Source organism: Vibrio harveyi NBRC 15634 = ATCC 14126 = KCTC 12724 (genome assembly GCF_001591145.1).
Lineage (GTDB): Bacteria > Pseudomonadota > Gammaproteobacteria > Enterobacterales > Vibrionaceae > Vibrio > Vibrio harveyi.
Window position 1 is genome coordinate 40,904 of record NZ_BCUF01000029.1, and the last position, 18,907, is coordinate 59,810.

19 protein-coding genes are annotated in these 18,907 nt (G+C 45.1%); 7 read left to right on the forward strand and 12 right to left on the reverse strand.

The window, feature by feature from the left end; translation table 11 throughout:
• Positions 1 to 9: 9 nt before the first annotated feature.
• The gene (locus tag VHA02S_RS15600) at positions 10 to 639 is read left to right on the forward strand and encodes a bifunctional 4-hydroxy-2-oxoglutarate aldolase/2-dehydro-3-deoxy-phosphogluconate aldolase (protein WP_005429019.1); all 630 of its coding nucleotides are present in this window, start codon (positions 10 to 12) and stop codon (positions 637 to 639) included.
• Between the two features lie 328 nt (positions 640 to 967).
• Positions 968 to 1,477, forward strand: a complete 510-nt coding sequence (locus VHA02S_RS15605) for a YgjV family protein (protein WP_038897651.1) — start codon at positions 968 to 970, stop codon at positions 1,475 to 1,477.
• Between the two features lie 28 nt (positions 1,478 to 1,505).
• Here VHA02S_RS15605 and VHA02S_RS15610 read toward each other — a convergent pair whose 3' ends face one another.
• Positions 1,506 to 2,123, reverse strand: coding sequence for a TetR/AcrR family transcriptional regulator (locus VHA02S_RS15610; RefSeq protein WP_029788392.1), 618 nt, complete (start codon positions 2,121 to 2,123; stop codon positions 1,506 to 1,508).
• Between the two features lie 126 nt (positions 2,124 to 2,249).
• Positions 2,250 to 3,158: a carbamate kinase gene (gene arcC, locus VHA02S_RS15615; protein ID WP_038897650.1), complete on the reverse strand. Its 909-nt coding sequence runs from the start codon at positions 3,156 to 3,158 to the stop codon at positions 2,250 to 2,252.
• A gap of 399 nt (positions 3,159 to 3,557) precedes the next feature.
• On the opposite strand from arcC, the gene VHA02S_RS15620 reads away from it, so the two are divergent.
• From VHA02S_RS15620 to VHA02S_RS15635, 4 genes are all read left to right on the forward strand, one after another.
• Positions 3,558 to 4,961 (forward strand): APC family permease, encoded by a 1,404-nt coding sequence (locus VHA02S_RS15620; RefSeq protein ID WP_038897648.1) that lies wholly within the window; start codon positions 3,558 to 3,560, stop codon positions 4,959 to 4,961.
• Positions 4,962 to 4,976: 15 nt separating this feature from the next.
• On the forward strand, positions 4,977 to 6,068 hold the full coding sequence (aguA, locus tag VHA02S_RS15625) for an agmatine deiminase (protein WP_005449946.1): 1,092 nt from the start codon (positions 4,977 to 4,979) through the stop codon (positions 6,066 to 6,068).
• 75 nt (positions 6,069 to 6,143) lie between these two features.
• Entirely contained in the window at positions 6,144 to 7,190 is a 1,047-nt protein-coding gene (gene argF, locus VHA02S_RS15630; protein ID WP_009706650.1) for an ornithine carbamoyltransferase, read from the forward strand.
• Positions 7,191 to 7,333: 143 nt separating this feature from the next.
• Positions 7,334 to 8,611, forward strand: coding sequence for a RidA family protein (locus VHA02S_RS15635; RefSeq protein WP_038897647.1), 1,278 nt, complete (start codon positions 7,334 to 7,336; stop codon positions 8,609 to 8,611).
• Between the two features lie 72 nt (positions 8,612 to 8,683).
• On the opposite strand, the gene VHA02S_RS15640 is transcribed toward VHA02S_RS15635, so the two are convergent.
• The 4 genes from VHA02S_RS15640 to VHA02S_RS15655 form a co-directional block, all read right to left on the reverse strand.
• Entirely contained in the window at positions 8,684 to 9,313 is a 630-nt protein-coding gene (locus VHA02S_RS15640) for a putative adhesin (RefSeq protein WP_038897646.1), read from the reverse strand.
• A 649-nt stretch (positions 9,314 to 9,962) separates the two neighbouring features.
• Positions 9,963 to 10,280, reverse strand: a complete 318-nt coding sequence (locus tag VHA02S_RS15645) for a DUF202 domain-containing protein (protein ID WP_005449939.1) — start codon at positions 10,278 to 10,280, stop codon at positions 9,963 to 9,965.
• Positions 10,264 to 10,620: a YidH family protein gene (locus VHA02S_RS15650; protein WP_005449936.1), complete on the reverse strand. Its 357-nt coding sequence runs from the start codon at positions 10,618 to 10,620 to the stop codon at positions 10,264 to 10,266. The genes VHA02S_RS15645 and VHA02S_RS15650 overlap by 17 nt, the downstream gene beginning before the upstream one ends.
• Before the next feature lie 55 nt (positions 10,621 to 10,675).
• Positions 10,676 to 12,247: a sulfatase-like hydrolase/transferase gene (locus VHA02S_RS15655; RefSeq protein WP_227740410.1), complete on the reverse strand. Its 1,572-nt coding sequence runs from the start codon at positions 12,245 to 12,247 to the stop codon at positions 10,676 to 10,678.
• Positions 12,248 to 12,383: 136 nt separating this feature from the next.
• On the opposite strand from VHA02S_RS15655, the gene VHA02S_RS15660 reads away from it, so the two are divergent.
• Complete coding sequence (locus VHA02S_RS15660) at positions 12,384 to 13,196, forward strand: AraC family transcriptional regulator (RefSeq protein ID WP_005449931.1); 813 nt, start codon at positions 12,384 to 12,386, stop codon at positions 13,194 to 13,196.
• A gap of 73 nt (positions 13,197 to 13,269) precedes the next feature.
• Here the strand turns inward: VHA02S_RS15660 and VHA02S_RS15665 are convergent, their stop codons facing one another.
• The 6 genes from VHA02S_RS15665 to VHA02S_RS15690 all read right to left on the reverse strand — a co-directional run bounded on the left by VHA02S_RS15665 (position 13,270) and on the right by VHA02S_RS15690 (position 18,898).
• The gene (locus tag VHA02S_RS15665) at positions 13,270 to 13,851 is read right to left on the reverse strand and encodes a DJ-1/PfpI family protein (RefSeq protein WP_005449929.1); all 582 of its coding nucleotides are present in this window, start codon (positions 13,849 to 13,851) and stop codon (positions 13,270 to 13,272) included.
• Complete coding sequence (locus tag VHA02S_RS15670) at positions 13,851 to 14,492, reverse strand: bifunctional 4-hydroxy-2-oxoglutarate aldolase/2-dehydro-3-deoxy-phosphogluconate aldolase (RefSeq protein ID WP_038897645.1); 642 nt, start codon at positions 14,490 to 14,492, stop codon at positions 13,851 to 13,853. The genes VHA02S_RS15665 and VHA02S_RS15670 overlap by 1 nt, the downstream gene beginning before the upstream one ends.
• The gene (locus VHA02S_RS15675; RefSeq protein ID WP_038897644.1) at positions 14,485 to 15,432 is read right to left on the reverse strand and encodes a sugar kinase; all 948 of its coding nucleotides are present in this window, start codon (positions 15,430 to 15,432) and stop codon (positions 14,485 to 14,487) included. The genes VHA02S_RS15670 and VHA02S_RS15675 overlap by 8 nt, the downstream gene beginning before the upstream one ends.
• Positions 15,433 to 15,530: 98 nt before the next feature.
• The gene (kduD, locus tag VHA02S_RS15680; protein WP_017448220.1) at positions 15,531 to 16,283 is read right to left on the reverse strand and encodes a 2-dehydro-3-deoxy-D-gluconate 5-dehydrogenase KduD; all 753 of its coding nucleotides are present in this window, start codon (positions 16,281 to 16,283) and stop codon (positions 15,531 to 15,533) included.
• Positions 16,284 to 16,292: 9 nt separating this feature from the next.
• Positions 16,293 to 17,126: a 5-dehydro-4-deoxy-D-glucuronate isomerase gene (gene kduI, locus VHA02S_RS15685; protein ID WP_005449922.1), complete on the reverse strand. Its 834-nt coding sequence runs from the start codon at positions 17,124 to 17,126 to the stop codon at positions 16,293 to 16,295.
• A gap of 14 nt (positions 17,127 to 17,140) precedes the next feature.
• Positions 17,141 to 18,898: a sodium:solute symporter family transporter gene (locus tag VHA02S_RS15690; protein WP_038897643.1), complete on the reverse strand. Its 1,758-nt coding sequence runs from the start codon at positions 18,896 to 18,898 to the stop codon at positions 17,141 to 17,143.
• Between the last annotated feature and the right edge of the window lie 9 nt (positions 18,899 to 18,907).

Below are 18,907 nucleotides of genomic sequence, written 5' to 3' on the forward strand. Positions count from 1 at the left end.
GGAACACTCATGTCTAGTATTAAAGAACAATTGAAAGCTCTGAAAGTCATCCCTGTTATCGCCATTGATAAAGCAGAAGACATTATCCCATTGGGTAAAGTACTGGCAGAGAACGGACTACCAGCAGCTGAAATCACCTTCCGTTCAGCAGCGGCTGCAGAAGCAATTCGCCTATTGCGTGAAACCCAGCCAGACATGCTGATTGGTGCAGGTACGGTGCTGAACCGCGAGCAAGCAATTGCAGCAAAAGAAGCAGGCGCAACCTTTATCGTATCGCCTGGCTTTAACCCAAATACCGTTAAAGCGTGCCAAGAAATCGGGATTGATATCGTACCGGGTGTGAACAACCCAAGCACAGTTGAAGCCGCACTGGAAATGGGATTAACCACCTTGAAGTTCTTCCCTGCCGAAGCTTCTGGCGGCATCAACATGGTGAAATCACTGCTCGCGCCATACACCGACATCGAACTGATGCCTACTGGTGGCATTAACCCTGCGAACATCAAAGATTACTTAGCTATCCCACGCGTATTAGCATGTGGCGGTACGTGGATGGTAGATAAGAAACTGATCGAAGCGGGCAACTGGGAAGAGCTTGCTCGCCTAACTCGCGAAGCAGTAGCGCTTGTGAATGAGTAATGATTGGTTAGTAATCTCAAGGCTCTTGGGTTACCCCTTAGCAATTTAGATAAAGTGCCCAGCCCTCCCTTTGTGGAGGGCTGATTCATTCAAAGCATGGCTCAATTGATTGGGTTATCACGGTAAGTAGATTCCTGATCTCGCCTAGGCTCGTCGGAATGACGATATGACAAATATCTCCCTATTCGTCATCCTGAAAAGCGAGGCACGAGCGTGATTCAGGATCTACTCACAGAGCGAACCAAACTCTATAAGGGCGGCAACTTTGAAGGATGCTCATTAGCTTACTCACTTAACGAGATGACTTTGCAACACTCTAGGGAAATAAATGGAAAACTGGTTAGCACAAGGCATTGGTGGCATCGCGTTTATGGTTGGCGTGATGGCATTCTGGCAAAAAGACGACATGCGCTTTCGCTATCAGATGATGGCGTTTTGTTTCATCATGGGTATTCACTTTACCCTAATGGGCGCAACCGTTGCTGCCATTGGCGTGATCACTAATGGCATTCGCAGTTTCGCCTCAATCAAAACTCAATCACGTAGAGTAATGTGGTTCTTCATTGCACTTATGTGGCTGATGACCCTACCAAACATCACCCACTTTTTTGAGCTACTCACGGTAATCGGATCGTCCGTCGCCACTTGGGCGCTCTTTTCCAAACAAGGCATCACTCTACGCAGCCTAATTTTGTTTAATTCCTTCTGCTGGGTCAGCCACAATATTTGGCTTGGTTCTATCGGAGGTTCATTGGTCGAGAGTACATTTATCATCACCAACTTACTGACCATATATCGCTTGTATCAAACTAAGACGAATCAGAATGAAACTTGTTAAATATGCTAATTCACAAGAGCTAACCAACTTACGCCGAATGAAAATTGACCTTCTGACAAATTGGGGGGATGTAGAGTTGAAGATAGGACTCAGACAGGCGAAGGGCTTCTTTTGCCAGTTCTGGGGTGATGTAGCCATATTTGCGGTAAGAGAGAGAATAGATTTTGTCGGCAACTTGCAGGGATATAGCAAAAATATTAATCGGTTGAGGTAGCTGAGGAATATCGAAGAACTGGCGATAAATCATCTCAACTTGATGTCCTAACTCAAGATCATGCTCTGTATCTGCATGACCTAACTCTGCAAACGTGTGGCGTCCCAATATCAACTTTTTGGCAATTGGATTGTTATTGTAATAATTCACATAAGCGGTTTCTATCATTCGATTAATATCGGTCCAATGTAGAACTTGTTCTTCATCAATACATTGCTTTAATAGTAAGTCAAAATCGACAAAAACATTCTCCAATAAGCTATGAAATAAGTTTTCTATATTCGGATAATGATGATAAACCGTTGAAGTTGCCATTCCGCACTCTTTAGCAACGTCGTACATCGAAATATCTGTCGCTTCTCGCCTTTCCATCAAGCGGACAACTGCTTTGTTAATTTTCAACAATTTTGTTTCCGTACTAACTTTTCGCATCGTGATGTTGTCCTTCCAAATTTTAATTGAAACCTAATATATAAGGTCACACTATCAATGTCCGCCAAAAGCGACCGTAACTTTGACATGCGACCTTATTGATTTGTGAATTAACGTATTTGCATATTATGGCTGTATATGTGTACCAGACTTCCCTTCAATGATTTCTAACGCAAAAGATAAATCGCCAATATGACCACTTTGTCCTGTTTTTTCAACAAACTGGCAGCATGCATCGACTTTCGGTCCCATCGATCCTGCTGGGAAAGAATATTGCTTCATTTGCTCAATAGTCACATTCTCTAGCCTTTGCTCTTGTGGTGTTCCCCAGTTAAGACAAACGTGGGTGCCATCAGTCAGAATCAGTAAATGCTCCGCCCCAATTTGTTCTGCAATTAATGCGGCTGTCATGTCCTTATCAATAACCGCTTCAAAACCGACATATGCCCCGTCTTTTTCGATCACTGGAGCACCCCCACCGCCACCACAAATAATCAGGTGTTCTTTCTCAAGTAAGTCTTTGATTGCTTTGATTTCTAAGATCTCTTGTGGTTTAGGAGAAGGGACGACACGGCGCCAATGCGAGCCATCAGGTTTCACAACCCAATGATTTGCCTCAGCAAGTTGTTTCGCTTGCTCCTCGGTATAAACTGGACCAATGAACTTAGAAGGGTCAGCAACGGCAGGATCGTTTTCATCGACGACAATTCGCGTCAGTATTGTCGTGGTATAGCGGTCTTCAATCGCAGCATTAAGACCTTGTTGAATCAAATACCCAATCATGCCTTGCGTCTCTGCTCCAAGAACATCGAAAGGATAAGGAGGACAATCTTTGTAAGCGTTATTTTGCAAAGAAAGCAGACCGACTTGAGGGCCATTGCCATGCACAATGACTAAACGGTAGTTTTTACTCAGCTCAGCCAATGAGGTCGCGGTTTGCGCGATACTTTTCTGTTGGTTTTCACAACTCATCACCTCTCCACGTTGCAATAGAGCATTACCCCCAACAGCTACAACAATAATAGGTTTTGACATATCTAAATCTCCAAATAAGTGACGTCAGAATAGACTCAATTCACTGTATTGAATTCACAGCAAAGGATTGGAGATAAAAATCACAATTCGATTCCTATCCAAATTTTGGCTTAGAAAACCTTATTGATATCACGAACTCATTATTACTAGCGCACTGAAACTCGATATGTGATCTCGTATATATTTTTGTGCTTAGCTAAGTAAGAAAAATCTGAATTTCATAAATTGATCAAGAACAAGTATTTCGATAATTACGTTTTTTTTCCCTAAAAATGCCTAACTTCTTTTAATTTACAACGCAATTAACCTCTCCAAAGCCGATATTAAATTCGCATCAAGGTTCGTTACATAAATTTCACTTTTAATAATTGCCATATTCGGTAGTTAAGGAGCGAAACAATGAGCAACGAAACTCAAGGAAAAATGGGGGTCATGAGTATTGCACTATTTACTTTATGTGCAGTACTTGTGGTCGACACACTTACGGCATCCGCCAGTATCGGGGTCAGCTCAATCGGGTGGTGGGTTGTAATGCTGATCTTTTTTGTCATTCCCTATGGATTCATCACCTCGGAACTAAGCACTACCTACCCTGGTGACGGCGGTATTTATGACTGGGTAAAAGAGGCGTTCAATTTTAAATGGGCAGTTCGTACCACTTGGTTCTATTGGATCAACGTCGGTCTCTGGATGCCAGCGGTATACATCATGTTCGCAGGTATGTTCGCCGAGCTGTTTATGCCCGGCCTTTCATTGTGGGGACAAATTGCGATTTGTATTGCGCTCACATGGCTTACCGTTTGGATCTGTAACGTCTCAGCAGACATTGGGGTTTGGGTCACCAACATCGGTGCAATTCTAAAAATCTTGGTGATTGGCACATTGGGTGTAGGCGGTTTTATCTATGCGATGAAACACGGCGTGGCGAATGAATTCACGCTTGCAGCAATGGTTCCTACGCTTGATTCAGCAGTGGCATTTCTTCCTGCCATTGTATTCAACCTAATGGGATTCGAATTGGTTGCAACTATGACCAAAGAGATGAAAGACGTACGCGATATGCCAAAAGCCGTATTCCTTTCTATTGGTATCACTGCATTCCTCTACATCTTCGGCACCATTGGCATTCTGATGGCGTTACCTGTTGAGAGCATCGGCTTGGTTGCAGGCTTAATCGATACCTTCAAAACCCTGTTTGGTGATGGTCCGCTGGGCAATGCCATGGTGTATTTCTTTGGTGTCTGCGCTCTATTAACGCTCATCGGCAACATGGTGAGTTGGACAATGGGCGCAAGCCGTGCCGCCGCAGAAGCAGCGCAAGAAGGCGAACTACCGGCAGTTGTTGCAAAGGTATCGGATAAAGGCTCTCCAGTAGGTGCAAACAATATTACTGGCACGGTTTCTACCGTGGTGATCTTGTCTTACGCCCTATTTGCTCAAGGTAATGACGACTTGTTTTGGTCCATCTTTGCCTTTTCAAGCTGCATTTTCTTATTGCCTTATCTGTTTATGTTCCCTGCTTATCTGAAACTGCGCTTGGTAGATGGTGAACGCGAACGCCCATTTAAAGTCCCTGGCGGCATGGGGTTGCAGTTTGTGATGTCCATTGTGTGCTTCTTCGTGATTTTACAAGCGGTGGTGCTTTTCATCTTCCCAGAAGCACTTGACCTAACCGTTGCCGATTGGAACTACACAGCTCCGGTATTAATCGGCGTCATCACCACGATATTAATTGGCGAGTGGATCTTACTCGGTGCCTTGAAACGCAAAAATCAACAAGTGGAACAAAAAGCTGAGGCTTAGTTCAGGAGATAGACAATGAAAAAGCTATTAGAAACCACACCAAAACAAGACGGGTTCAGAATGCCTGGTGAGCACGAACCCCAAAGTGAAATTTGGATGGCTTGGCCAGAGCGCACGGATAACTGGCGTAACGGTGCGAAGCCCGCCCAAAAAGTGTTTGCCGAAGTAGCCAAGCAAATCAACAAAACCACACCTGTCACCATGTTGGTAAGCGCAGAGCAATATGATAATGCCGTATCACGCTTACCTGATGATATTCGCGTTTTGGAAGTGTCGACCGATGACTCTTGGATGCGGGATATCGGCGCAAGCTACGTCGTAAATGACAACGGTGAGCGTCGCGGTGTCGACTGGGAGTTTAATGCTTGGGGTGGGTTTGTTGATGGTCTGTATTGGCCATGGAAGCGCGATGATCAAGTGGCTCAGAAGATGTGTGAAATTACGGCTGATTCACGTTACAGAGCACCGATAATTCTTGAAGGCGGCTCAATTCACATCGATGGTGAAGGCACCTTGTACACCACAGAAGAATGCCTACTGGACGAGAGCCGTAACCCAGATCTAAGTAAGGAAGAACTGAGCAAAATTCTCCGTGAGCACCTTAATGTGGAGAAAATAGTTTGGTTACCTCGTGGCTTATACAACGATGAAACCAATGGTCACGTCGATAACATTCTCCACATCGTCAAACCCGGAGAAGTGGTTTTGACTTGGTGTGATGACCCGAATGACCCTCAGTACGAAATCAGTCGCGAAGCCTACGACTGCCTAACAAATCAAAGGGATGCGAAAGACCGGAAAATCAAGGTCCATAAGCTACCAATGCCGGGACCTTTGTACATGGCAAAAGAGGAAGCGGCAGGGATTGATATTGCAGAAGGGATGGAGCGTGAAGCCGGTGAGCGTCTAGCCGCCTCGTACGCGAACTATCTCATCACGAACAACCAGATTGTTCTACCTCTACTCGATAAGCGATACGACGCAGAGGTGATTGCGCTCCTAGAGGAGCTCTACCCAGGCTATGAAGTAAACGGTGTTCCTGCTCGTGAGATTTTGCTCGGTGGCGGCAATATCCACTGCATTACTCAACAAGTACCTCAAGTTTAAATCCATACGAATCCAACGACTCAAAATAAAAGGGGCGAGCTTAAGTAAGCCCCAAATGAAAATAGGAAAATGATTATGAAATTACCTTCTTCAAGTGCAACTGACCTACACAAAGCAAACATTGAGCATATGGTGTCTATGAAAGATTTCTCAGTCCGAGAAATGGACAACATGATGGAGTTGATGAGCTACCTAAAACAAGCGCGAAAAGACAATGCTGTCCCACAACTGTTCAAAGGAAAGTCAGTAGGGATGATTTTCGAAGCCGGCTCGACTCGCACACGCGTTTCATTTGAAGTTGCCGCAACGCTACTTGGTGGTCACGCTTTGTTCCTATCGCCAAAAGACATCCATCTTGGCGGCAAAGAATCGATTGATGATACCTCACGTGTTTTGTCACGCATGTGTGATGTGATCATGGCTCGCACTAACAGCCCTGAAACGCTAGATGGTTTGTTAAACATGTCTACCGTACCGGTAATCAACGGCCTAGATACCCGTTTCCATCCAACGCAAATGCTGGCTGACTTATTTACCATTCGCGAGCACATCACTGATGGTCGTCAGCTTAATGAACTGACTTTGGCATTCATGGGTGACGCTACCGATGTATGCCGTTCATTGATGCTAACTTGTGCGAAATACGGCATGGGCTTTAAACAAATTGGGCCAGTTAAATACCACATGGAACCAGAATGGGTCGAGCTTGCAGAATCGTTCTGCAAAGAGTCTGGCGGTCATATTGAGATCACCGATGACGTAGAGCGAATCAGTGATTGTGATGTGGTCTACGGCGACAGCTTCTACTGGGTCACTCAAATGGATGAGAAAGAAGAGCGCTTAGCTGCCTTCATGCCTGATTACGTGATCACGGAAGAACTTATGGCAAAAGCGAAGCCAGGTGCAATGCTTCTGCACTGCTTACCAGCAAACGACAAAGAGGAAGTCACTCGCGGTGCGCTAGAAAGTGAATACTCTGTGGCATTCGACGAAGCAGAGAACCGTCTAACGGCGCAAATGGCCATCTTGGTTTACTTCACTCATAAAGATGCCATCACACCAAGCGAAGAAACCATCAAGCGTCACGAAGACAAAATCCTGACCTTCCTCAGCACCCTATAACGATCTCATTCACTAACTAACGTTTTTATTCGGCACACATAGCCAGACTTGCCTCTGTTTTGAGCGGTTGGTCTGGCTATCTATTGCCTATAGGAATGCACCCATAGCGGTCCTATAGCAGCCAGAATTGGAGAACATTCGAAATGCACGGCGAAATCATCAAAGTATCTAGAAATACAGAAAAAGCACCAATCAACGACGGCTCAACTCAATCGGTGGCTTTCTCCCATTACAACAATATCTCAGCGCAACTGCCGATTAACCCAGAAAGCCAAAAGTTAGTGGAAGGGGGCATCAAAGAGCAAACTAAGCAATGCTTAAGCAATATTAGATCAATCGTGGATAGCATCGAGCACAGCTTAAATGACGTCGTTAAAATCACGATTTATCTTAAATCTATGACCGATCTAGATGCTGTCGATGAAGTTTATAAACAATACTTCATCAGCCACCTTCCAACTCGAACCGTAATTGCCGTTGCTGCACTGCCTTTGGAAGGCGCTTTAGTTCAAATCGACGCGCTCATTTCGAACGGTGAAGGAACACACCCTCAAGAACCTTGCGAGCTGATCAAGCTGGTAAGAAACACAGCAAAAGCCCCTGCCAGTTTGCTGTCGAGCCAAAGTGTTTCGTTCTCACATTACAACCACATTTCAGCCCAACTGCCGATTGAACCAGAAACAGGCAATATTGCTGAAGGCGGGATCAAAGCGCAAACTCGACAATGTTTAAAAAACATCAAGAGCATACTGAACAGTATTGATGTCCCTTTTGATGACATTGTTAAACTCAATATCCATCTGAGAAGTCTCGACGACGCCTTTGCTGTCAATCAAGTCTACAGCACATTTTTTCCAGACTCGGCGATAGCAAGAAGCGTAGCCTACGTGCCCGCTCGTACTATCATCAAAGCTGATGGGTTACCAATGGACGCCTTAGTGCAAATAGACGCGACGGTTTCTCATGGAGACGGAACGCCACCACAAGCCGTTGAAGATCGACATGGGATTGTGATTCGCGCCCACAACACAGAGACGGCACCAATCAGCAAGTTCTCAACTCAAACTGTCGCTTTCTCGCATTACAATAACGTTTCTGCACAACTGCCAATCCATCCGTCGAGTGGCGAAGTCATTGCTAATGACGTAGGCGAGCAAACCATGCAATGCTTAGACAACATCAAAGCCATCATCAAAAGCGTACACCATATAATGGACGACATCGTGAAGCTGAATATTCAGCTAAAAGATATCAACGACTTGCAAGTCGTGGAGGATATTTTAGCAAGCTACTTTGATAAAGAGCTTCCAGCGTGCACTGTTATCGGTGTATCAGAAATCTTTATGGACGCTTCTATCCAAATAGACGCGATCGTTTCTAATGGTGAAGGCACATTTCCAAAAGAAGAGCTTAGCTACTGAGCCTCATAAAATTATCCAGAAAAAAGGTCAGCTCTACAGCTGACCTTACGTTTATCAAAACCTTGTTTGGCTCTAATCAAAGATCGACTTACCCAAAGGAACAGGGTTTTGCTGCCCAAAATTGGTTCCGTTTTGTAATCCACGACAAAACGAGCAATGGATGGTGCTGTATTTGATGTCATTATCTTGGAGCAATTTGAGAGCTTCAAATAAGGTTGGTGGAGTGCCGCAGCTACGGTTACGAATGGTCAATACATCCATTTGAACGGTGCCTTTGTGCTGCATCAGAAATTGCTCAACGACCTCATCGTTCAGCTTTAACACGTCACGATAATACGATTCAAGGTCATGCATGCCTTGCGCAATGTAAGCGTAAGTTTCCGCCTCGTCCGCACTTTGATACTTGGTCAGGTCATAATCTTTATCCAGATCAGTGCTGGTAATAATTTGCCTTGGCTTCACATAACCCGAAGCGAGCCTGCGAATATCCATGCTGCCGCCTTGCGTGTATCCATGTTCACAGTAGAACTGGAGATTCTCATTGGCGGCTAATTTGATTGGGCTCTTACTAAAGGTGCGTCCATGGGCACTAATGATCAAATGTTCCGAGGTTGGCTTTCCCTTCTCTTTTGACCATAAGTAAAGGTGATTACCAATACCGTGTTTCTTAAATGTCGCGTTTTTAGGTACCTTCATTGGCATATTATTATCTCCATATTCACTAGTTCAACCAACGGATTGAAGCTTAAGTATAAGCAGCGAAAATAACCCAACTGGTTGGTTCAGAACGAGGATAATTATGTTTGTGATATGGCTTCTAAAAGTCACTGCAAAAATAGAGCGGCATACAGCCAAGCATCAAGTATATAAGCATAGTTCAAATTGCCTTTTCTCTTTTGAAATCAGAATCCTGGGCAAAAAATGAAAATTTACCTTACGCAGCACTCTGTCAGAGTGCTGTCAGGACAGCGAATACTCTCTCATCCGCACACAAAACCTTCACATCACGGTCATAATCTAGGGTCTAAAATTACTCTTGTACTCGTGTCTACGAACGAAATTTTCAATCGTTAGTTGTGGGAGGTTGCTATGGAAAAGTACTGTCCAATATGTCAAACAGAGCTCATTGGTCGAAGCCAATATTCTGTGTGTCCGAGAAACAGTATCGGTGAATGCGCTTATGATGGTTATGAGGAACACCACGCCCATTGCTGTCATGCTCAACGAAATAGTGCACATGATGCCGAGGCAGTCACACTGGAATAAGTACCTCAAGAATACCCGTTAAAGAGTGCCACTCAACATCGAGTGGCATTTTTGATTGTTTTCAACATTGAAAGGACAGCAAAGGTTAGATCAATTCAAGCAAATGGAGCCCATAGAAAAACGCCGATAAAACTAAAGAAGTGGCAATCACTTTATGCTTTCCCGCTTTCCAAATAGTTCCTCTAGTCGCGACGCAAAGACCAGATGCATAGACATAACGGCAAGCTAAACAGGCACAAACCAAAGAAACTGCCAATAACCAAGAAATTGAGCCATGCAATATCTTAGCGATCGACAACACGATCAAAGCCGACACAAACAAAGTGCGCAGCCAAGATAAAACCGTTCTTTCAACTTGCAGGCCGGCATCGCTTTTTAATTGGGTCTCATCCAACAAAGACATCGTGATAGATACTGCTCAGCAAGAAGGTAATCACCACCACCATTAAGATCGGTATTACTTTAATGGCATGAGAATAAGACAGGTTATTATTTAGCCGCATGGCGATTTCATTCCCTCGCCAATTTGCGTAAGCGAAAATTGAGCAAAGAATAGAAATCGTCAATAAAGATAAGCAAATTAGTGGCTTATACAGGGTATCGTTAAGGCTTGTGGCTAGTTGGTCTACGGCAATAGCTGCGGTAAAAAAGCCAAGTGCGGTGCGTACCCAAGCCAAAAACGTTCGCTCATTGGCAAGTGTAAAACGATAGTCGGGGTCTTCCCCCTGTTTTTTCCAAGACATACTCAAAGCATCAGAGAGAGTGAGTACCTCCTCACTCTCTCACTCATTTAGTTATTTATTGTGGTTTCAGCATTTGCATATCGCCACCAGCTGATGGCAGGTAACGGGCGTTATGCAGACGATATGACGACCAGTAGCCAGACCAACGAGGGTCAGATTGCAACAACTGAGCCGCTTGCAACACAATCGCTTCTTTATGGATTTGATACTCATCCAAATCGAACAAGTTGGACTGATCATCTTTATCCAAATGATGCAATTCTTCAAAACCCGTGGTTGCGTTATAACCGTAGAAATAAGGTTTACCTTCTAGCATTACCTGAAAACCGAAGCCGTAATTACACCCGACATGTACACCCGTTTGGTAAACCTGCGTTAATGGACGGCGAGCCTTACCTTGCATCACGTTCAGCAAGTTATCTCCTTCCATTTGTGATGGAATTTCAATACCTGCAAATCCGAGGATAGTTGGCGCAACATCAATCGCAGAAACAGTCTCATCGGATTGCTTCAACATGGTTTGCTGAGATTTAGGTGGCTTAATCATCAATGGAATACGGAAGATATCTGGCTGAAAATACGAGCCTTTATCCGCCATCGCCATACGACCATTCATATCACCATGATCAGCAGAGAACACAATTGCAGTTTCATCCCATAGCCCTTCTTCTTTGAGGAAGCGTGTTAAGTGACCGATAGCGTGATCCACCACCTCAACTTGCAATAAATGACAAGCAATATAGTCCTTCGCCACTTCAGCATCATACATGCCCCAATATTGCTGGTAGAGTGCATAAATTGGGTTGCCCTCTTCTTGCATGGTAAAGCTGTCAGGCAAGGTAATGGCGGCTTTGATTTGCTCGTAACGCGCCTCTAAACCACTTGGCACAGAATAAGGCTGATGAGGGTCGAAGAATTCTAATTGAGTGAAAATTGGCTTAGCTGGCGCTTGGATTTTCGATGCTTTTATTTGCTCCACAGCCAACTTCGCCAAGAACACTGAGTAATGCGCATCTAACGGGAAATCGCTGCCATCTTGCTGTTCAATCCAACCGCCAAATGAATTTGCAGGAGACAACTTATCAATCTGTAAACCACGGAGCTCTTTGCGGTATCTTGGTAACTGTACGCCCATATTCGCGAGGTATGCTAGGTAGCGATCATCGTCTTCTACTGGTGGTCCCCAGCGATCCCAAGCATGCACGTTTTCACCAAAGGTGCGAACGAATTTCTCTACACCTACGTGACATTTACCTGAGTGTTTGAGGGAGTAACCGACACGTTTTAGGTAATCTTGGAAAATGATGTCATCGAGTTCGAGATCCACCTTCATTCCTACCGGGGTACGTTCACCGTTTGAAAGATAGGGAGGGTGCATGCCAGTAAAAATAGCGGCCCTTGCCGGGCCGCATAAAGGGCTGGGAGTAAATGCCGAACTAAATGAAGTACCTTCCGTGGCAATGGACTCGATGTTTGGCGTATTGATCACGCCAGAAAGCGGACGTTGGGGGTGATAACAATCCGCAGAAATCATATCGACAGTAATGAACACGATATTGGGCTGTTGTTGGTCGTTTCTATAGAAAGCGCCCTTTCTTTCTTTTGGGTTTAAGAAATCAGAAATCATCTAGGCCTCAAAAATATGCAAAGGTGATAGAGCTCTATTATTCAAGCCTTATCACGGACTACTGATTCCTAAAGTTAGTCGTGATTGGTACTATAAACCATAGTAAAAATCCCTGTTGAATGTAAAAAGCGAAACAATGAAAAATCAGCCGCTCCTTATCGAACAATCTGCAGATTCATGTGGCATTACGCTGCGCTCAATGTGGGATGTACATGCCGACATGAACTACCACATCAAATGGCCAAGAGACCGTATGTTGCCTATGCTTCCGAATGCTATTGTGGCGGTATACACCATCCAAGGCAGTGGATGCATCAAGATGAAGAGCGGAAAAATTCTCACGGTTTCTGCACCAAGTGTGACCTTCATCGACAGTAGAAACATCGATAGTTACTGGACAAATGGAATCGTTTGGAATCTAAACTGGTTCGAGTTTTTGATGCAGGGCGTAACCCCGATTCCTTTTGAAGAGCCTATCGCATTAAAGAACGACGATTACCCAAGCATTCTTTCGGAAGTGAAAGCGCTTATTGCCTCTAAGTCACCGATAAAACTCAATGCCGCAGTCGCAGGCTTTGGGTTTGTTTTCTATAAATGGCTCACCTTAATTGACCAATCGAAATCTATGACCAGTCAAGAAAAAACGGTCCATGAAATCGTGGCAAAAATGAGTGAAAATATCGGTGAGAATATTGCGATAAAGCAGTTTGCGCAGGAAGCAGGCTATACAGAACAGTACTTAAGAAAACTCTTCCTAAAATACCTCAACGTGACCCCAAAGCAGTACTACCTGAAGCTGAAACTCGACGCGAGCATGATGATGCTCAAACGCTCCGGAACCAATGTAAAACGCGTCGCTTTCGAACTCGGCTTCAACGACAGTTTCCATTTCAGTCGCGCGTTTAAAAAACAGTTTGGTGTTTGCCCATCAAAAGCAAACGAAGTCTGATGGGCAAAGGTTTTGTGGAGTATTAAGCTCTTAACCGTGGATGACTAGGGGCTATTCGAAAGGTCAACAGACACTAATGGTTTAGTGGCCAGTTTGAGAAATAAATATGATCCGCTTGCCAATCAACGTCTTTGTTGTCTTGGAACAGCTTCGCAGCAACCGTAAAAGCAAACTCAAAGCTCACCCCTAACCCTTTCGCACTGATGAAAGGAGCGTCGACAACCACAGGCTGATCAACATATACGCCATCAGAAAAGTTCTTCTCTAGACCACCACCCGTTGTGTAATGGTGCTGCCCTAGAAGCTTGTTTGCTGCCAGTACTTTGGCACCGGATGAACACAGTGCACAGATCCACTTATCTTCTGCGATATGTATTTTTAGAAACTCAATCACTTTGCTGCTGCACGTCAAATTGTCCGTGCCCATTGGACCGCCCGGCATCATCACCGCATCGTACAGCTCTGCACTTTTTTCTGACAGCAAGTAGTCTGCAGAAATCAACGTTTTGAAATAGGAGCTCAATGGTTTGCGATCGTGGATTGATAATACGTCCACTTCAATTTTGAGTCGGCGCATAATATCAATAAAGACCACCGCTTCTGCCTCTTCAAAACCATCCGCTAATAAAACGGCAACACGTTTAGTCTCCGCCATTACTGCTTCTCCTGTTGATTAACCACCTTCACGGCTTCTCTCGTTAAGCGCCCTATTTCTTCCCAGTCTTGGTTTTCAATTAATGATTGGGGCACCATCCATGTACCACCACATGCCACCGTATTCGGTAACGTTAAGTACTGATTGATATTGCCTTCGTTCACCCCGCCAGTTGGCATGAACTGCACATCTTTATAAGGACCAGAAAGGGCTTTGAGCATGGCAACACCACCTGCAGCCTCTGCAGGGAAAAACTTCATTAAACGAACGCCTTGCTGTCGTGCTTGCTCCAACTCGCTCGGAGTACAAACGCCTGGAATAAATGGAATGCCTTTAGCAGCACACGCTTGCAAAGTATCTGGGTTAAAGCCCGGCGCTACAATAAATGACGCCCCAGCTAGAGTCGCTTGCTCGACTTGCTCTGCATCCAAAACTGTACCAGCACCAATATACATATCAGGCTGAGCAACGCTCAGTAGTGCAATAGCCTCCGCCGCAGCTGGGGTTCTAAACGTGATTTCAATGACGTTCAAGCCATTGTCAGATAAGGCTTTGCCTAACGAGAGTACATCTTCAGCGCGCTCAATCGCGACTACAGGAATTACTTTATAAGACGCAAGTTTTGCACCTAAATTATTCATACAATTTGTCTCTTAATAGATCAGTTATTGGTGACGGTACAATGGCACCTTTATATTGAATGACTTTGCTAGCCAATAAGTTGCCAATTTGACATGACGTGCCGAGCTCTAAACCTTCGCTTATTCCCCAAATAAAGCCTGCATTGAACGAGTCACCAGCTGAGGTGGTATCAATCACTTTTTCCACCGAGCTAGCAGGATGATGGATCACAGAATTGTTCCAGTTTGCTAAAGATCCGACACTGCAACCGTCCGCTCCTTGCTTGATAACGACGACCGCTTTGCTTTGCTGATTGAGTCGTTGAATGGTGCTCTCGAGGCTTTTATCGCCCCACAGTGCCTGTTCATCATCGCTGGTTAGCAATAAGTAATCGCTGATGTTGACGATGGCTTGATACCAATGTTGAGCATCGAGCCTACTGCTCCATAAACTCGGACGATAATTGCTATCGAAAATAACTCGAGCCCCACGGTGGCGAGCATCTGTCAAAATCGAGATAAGTTTGGCGCGGTCCTCGTCATCTAAAATGGCAAGAGAAATGCCCGATAGATAAAGAAAATCAAAGGACATAAGCGCTTGTTCAATCTTTGAAAATTGCTCATGCTTGAGTAATTGAGACGCCGCCGATTGATGTCGCCAATAAGCGAAACTGCGCTCTCCAGCATCATCTAATTGGATCATGTAAAGCCCGGTTGGATGTGCTGGGTCAATCAATACATATTGAGTATCAATCCCTTCTACTTGCCATTTTTCTGCCATGTGTTGAGAAATCGAATCTTCACCTAGCGCCGTGATATAGGCTGGCTTTAAATCAGGATTTAGGCGACTGAGATAAACCGCAGTATTTAATGTGTCACCACCATAGCTCTGAGTCATTTGCCCAAAAGGCTGCCCACTGAGCTCGATCATACATTCGCCGATCAAGGCTATTTTTTTCATCGAAAACACCGAAAGTAACGTAACAATTCCGAAAGAAGCTCGGGAATAAAATCAGAAAGAAAATGCCTGCGAATGCAGGCATTTTGGGAGTATCGGTATTAGCGAGCGAGCCAGCCACCATCGACAGCTAACGTATAACCGTTCACGTAATCAGACGCTGGTGACGCAAGGAAAATCACAGGACCCGCCAAGTCTTCAGGCAAACCCCAACGTTGTGCAGGGATACGCTCTAAGATCGCTTGGTTTCGATCTGCATCGGCGCGCAATGCAGCGGTGTTATTGGTCGCCATGTAGCCTGGGGCAATCGCATTCACATTAATGTTGTGTGCTGCCCACTCGTTCGCCATTAAGCGGGTAATCCCCATAACGCCACTTTTCGATGCTGTATAAGAAGGCACTCGAATACCGCCTTGGAAAGAGAGCATAGACGCCACGTTGATGATCTTCCCGCCGGTGCCTTGTGCGATAAATTGTTTCGCAACCGCTTGAGACAAGAAGAACACCGACTTAACGTTAATGTCCATTACGTCGTCCCAATCTTGCTCAGAGAATTCCAACGCGTCATTGCGACGAATAATGCCTGCATTGTTAACCAAGATATCGACACGACCAAACTCTGTCACAGCACGATCCACAATCGAGCTAATGTCATCCGTTTTCATCAAGTTCGCTCGGATATCGATGAATCGGCGACCTGTTGTTTGGATTTTTTCGATGGTTTCTGTCGGCTCAACAATATTCACACCAACAATGTCACACCCCGCTTGGGCTAGCCCTAAAGCCATGCCTTGCCCTAAGCCTGTATCGCAACCTGTCACAATCGCGACTTTATCTGTCAGTTTAAATTCCATGTATTGCTCCTAGCGAAGATCCGTGGTTTTAATGTGGTCCATGTCGTCGAACGTTTGGTTCTCACCAACCATTCCCCAAATAAAGCTGTAGTTTTTGGTCCCCACGCCAGAGTGGATAGACCAACTCGGTGAGATAATCGCTTGCTCGTTGTGAACCAAAATATGGCGAGTCTCTGTTGGTTCACCCATCATATGGAACACAGCTTGCTCCGGTTGGATATCACAATACAAGTACACTTCCATACGGCGTTCATGTGTGTGACAAGGCATGGTGTTCCATAGGCTGCCAGCTTCCAGTTTGGTTAGCCCCATCACTAGCTGACAGGTCTCAACCACATCTGGCACAATGTATTTATAAATGGTTCGTTCGTTACAGCTTTCACTATCTCCTAGCGTTACTGGCATCGCATCTGCCTGAGTGATTTTACGTGTAGGGTACGCAACATGAGCAGGTGCACTGTTGTAGTAAAATTTCGCAGGCTGACTTTCGCTTTCACTGCCAAATGACACCGATTTTGCACCTTTACCAATGTATAACGCTTGTTGGTTTTCTAGCTCGTAAACCTCACCATCAACGTCAACGTAGCCCAAGCCACCGATGTTGATGATGCCCATCTCACGGCGCTCTAGTAAGTAATCCACACCGAAATCTTTACCAATGCCATCGAAAGAAACTTTCTCTTGCTGCGGCATCACACCACCAAACAGAATGCGGTCGATATGACTGTACGTCATGGTGTAGCTGTCAGCCTCGAAGATGCTCTCAACAAGGAACTCCTCTCGTAACTGTTGAGTGTCTAGCGTTTTTGCGTGTGCTTTATGAATGCCTTGACGTGTGTTCATATTTCTTTCACCTATCATTGTGTAACACTTGCGATTTTTTGTTTATTTCCAAGGCTTTGAGAGTAAATCAAGCCTCCGACGGTCATGATGAACAGACCACAGATTAAGAAGTAATAAGCATGCTCGTTCGGAACTAAGAAGAATGCAGTGATGACGCCACCAAAGATCAGCGTTAAGCGACCCAAAATTCGACACTGCATCACATCAGACTCTTCCATGTCTGCTGGCGAGACAATTGGTGTCTTTTGATTCGTAAAGAACTGTTCGATCGCACTCTTTCTTTCCCCTTCAGGCGCTTTGTAGAACAAGCCTGTGCAAAGGAAGAAGCCAACCGTGATAATGGCGTGCATAAACTGGGTAATAACCACACCCAAGTCCCCAAGCTCACGTCCTGTTAGCGCTACGCCAATCGTTTCTGATACCCATTGAGCGTTAAAGACATTGTTACTGATTAAGCTAACCACGAAACCGAAACAAACGGTCGCCCAACCTGCCCAATCAGGAACACGTTTGATGAACATGCCAAGAGTTTGAGGGATCATCATCGGAATATTCACAAGACCCGCAAAGATGATCATCATGGAGAACAAACTGATGCCACGTAATTCGTTAAGGAACAGCGCGAAGCCAATGACAATCAACCCCATCACACCAGTCGAAATCTTACTTGCGCGCAACTCTTGCTCTTCCGTCGCATCTTTGTTCAACATTGGCTTGTAGATAGATTTCACAAACGATGCAGCAACAAAGTTAATGCGTGAATCCAGTGTCGACATTGTTGCGGCGAACATTGCCGAAACCACTAACCCCACCATACCCGCAGGAAGAAGAACCTGAACTGCTGATAGATAAGCCGCTTGATTCGCTTTTGCACCTAGTTGTGGGTACATCCCCGCAAGGTCAAGACCTGCACTTGCAGACCACATTGGAGGGATAAACCACATCACGCTACCAAATGCGAACAACAGTGCGGTAAGGTAAGCCGCTTTTCGAGCTTGAGCCGAGTCCTTCACGCACAAGAAGCGAACTGACTGACCAATGTTGTTCATGTCGATGACACGTTGAATAAAGATAGCGCCAATCCACAGTAGGAAGATTTCTTGGTAGTGGATGCCATTACCCGTCCAAAGCGCAGCCCCCTGCCAGTGATCAGTAATATCGGTAACGCTGTCTACGTTGTTCATCACCGCAATAAAGGTCACAACACTGATGGCAACAATCAATAGTGCCTGTAAGAAGTCACTTGAAACAACAGCCCAAGCCCCACCTGTAATGGTCATGAAAACAACGGCTGCACCTGTGATCACAATAGCCAATTGAATGTTGATACCAATCACCGCAGAGATGAAAATTGAAACTGCATACAGCGTAATTGCACCACCCATCAGACCAGTGATCATGTAGATAAACGTGTAGAAACGCTCTGTCTTCGCACCGTAACGCTGACGAATCGCTTCCATCGGTGTAATTACATTAAGCTGTCGAAAACGAGGGGCGAAAATACGCGCACAGATCAGATAGCCGATAATGTTAAAAACAAAAATCCAAACGACCGCAAAACCATCAATGTAAGCTTTACCTGCCGCGCCAGTGAAGGTCCAAGCACTGAACGTAGTCATAAAGGCACTAGAGCCCGCCATCCACCAGACCATCTTGCCGCCTCCACGGAAATAATCGCTGGTATTGGCAACTTGCTTACGGAAAATAAACCCAAGCAAGACCATGAAAATAAAATAAAAAACAATCGCGCTAATATCGTATCCAGAAATCATTATCAGTTT

Bases quoted from the DNA above. Each gene is read 5' to 3' on its own strand.
- VHA02S_RS15600 (WP_005429019.1), top strand. From the start codon at position 10: ATGTCTAGTATTAAAGAACAATTGAAAGCTCTGAAAGTCATCCCTGTT.
- VHA02S_RS15605 (WP_038897651.1), top strand. From the start codon at position 968: ATGGAAAACTGGTTAGCACAAGGCATTGGTGGCATCGCGTTTATGGTT.
- VHA02S_RS15610 (WP_029788392.1), bottom strand. From the start codon at position 2,123: ATGCGAAAAGTTAGTACGGAAACAAAATTGTTGAAAATTAACAAAGCA.
- arcC (WP_038897650.1), bottom strand. From the start codon at position 3,158: ATGTCAAAACCTATTATTGTTGTAGCTGTTGGGGGTAATGCTCTATTG.
- VHA02S_RS15620 (WP_038897648.1), top strand. From the start codon at position 3,558: ATGAGCAACGAAACTCAAGGAAAAATGGGGGTCATGAGTATTGCACTA.
- aguA (WP_005449946.1), top strand. From the start codon at position 4,977: ATGAAAAAGCTATTAGAAACCACACCAAAACAAGACGGGTTCAGAATG.
- argF (WP_009706650.1), top strand. From the start codon at position 6,144: ATGAAATTACCTTCTTCAAGTGCAACTGACCTACACAAAGCAAACATT.
- VHA02S_RS15635 (WP_038897647.1), top strand. From the start codon at position 7,334: ATGCACGGCGAAATCATCAAAGTATCTAGAAATACAGAAAAAGCACCA.
- VHA02S_RS15640 (WP_038897646.1), bottom strand. From the start codon at position 9,313: ATGCCAATGAAGGTACCTAAAAACGCGACATTTAAGAAACACGGTATT.
- VHA02S_RS15645 (WP_005449939.1), bottom strand. From the start codon at position 10,280: ATGTCTTTGTTGGATGAGACCCAATTAAAAAGCGATGCCGGCCTGCAA.
- VHA02S_RS15650 (WP_005449936.1), bottom strand. From the start codon at position 10,620: ATGTCTTGGAAAAAACAGGGGGAAGACCCCGACTATCGTTTTACACTT.
- VHA02S_RS15655 (WP_227740410.1), bottom strand. From the start codon at position 12,247: ATGATTTCTGATTTCTTAAACCCAAAAGAAAGAAAGGGCGCTTTCTAT.
- VHA02S_RS15660 (WP_005449931.1), top strand. From the start codon at position 12,384: ATGAAAAATCAGCCGCTCCTTATCGAACAATCTGCAGATTCATGTGGC.
- VHA02S_RS15665 (WP_005449929.1), bottom strand. From the start codon at position 13,851: ATGGCGGAGACTAAACGTGTTGCCGTTTTATTAGCGGATGGTTTTGAA.
- VHA02S_RS15670 (WP_038897645.1), bottom strand. From the start codon at position 14,492: ATGAATAATTTAGGTGCAAAACTTGCGTCTTATAAAGTAATTCCTGTA.
- VHA02S_RS15675 (WP_038897644.1), bottom strand. From the start codon at position 15,432: ATGAAAAAAATAGCCTTGATCGGCGAATGTATGATCGAGCTCAGTGGG.
- kduD (WP_017448220.1), bottom strand. From the start codon at position 16,283: ATGGAATTTAAACTGACAGATAAAGTCGCGATTGTGACAGGTTGCGAT.
- kduI (WP_005449922.1), bottom strand. From the start codon at position 17,126: ATGAACACACGTCAAGGCATTCATAAAGCACACGCAAAAACGCTAGAC.
- VHA02S_RS15690 (WP_038897643.1), bottom strand. From the start codon at position 18,898: ATGATTTCTGGATACGATATTAGCGCGATTGTTTTTTATTTTATTTTC.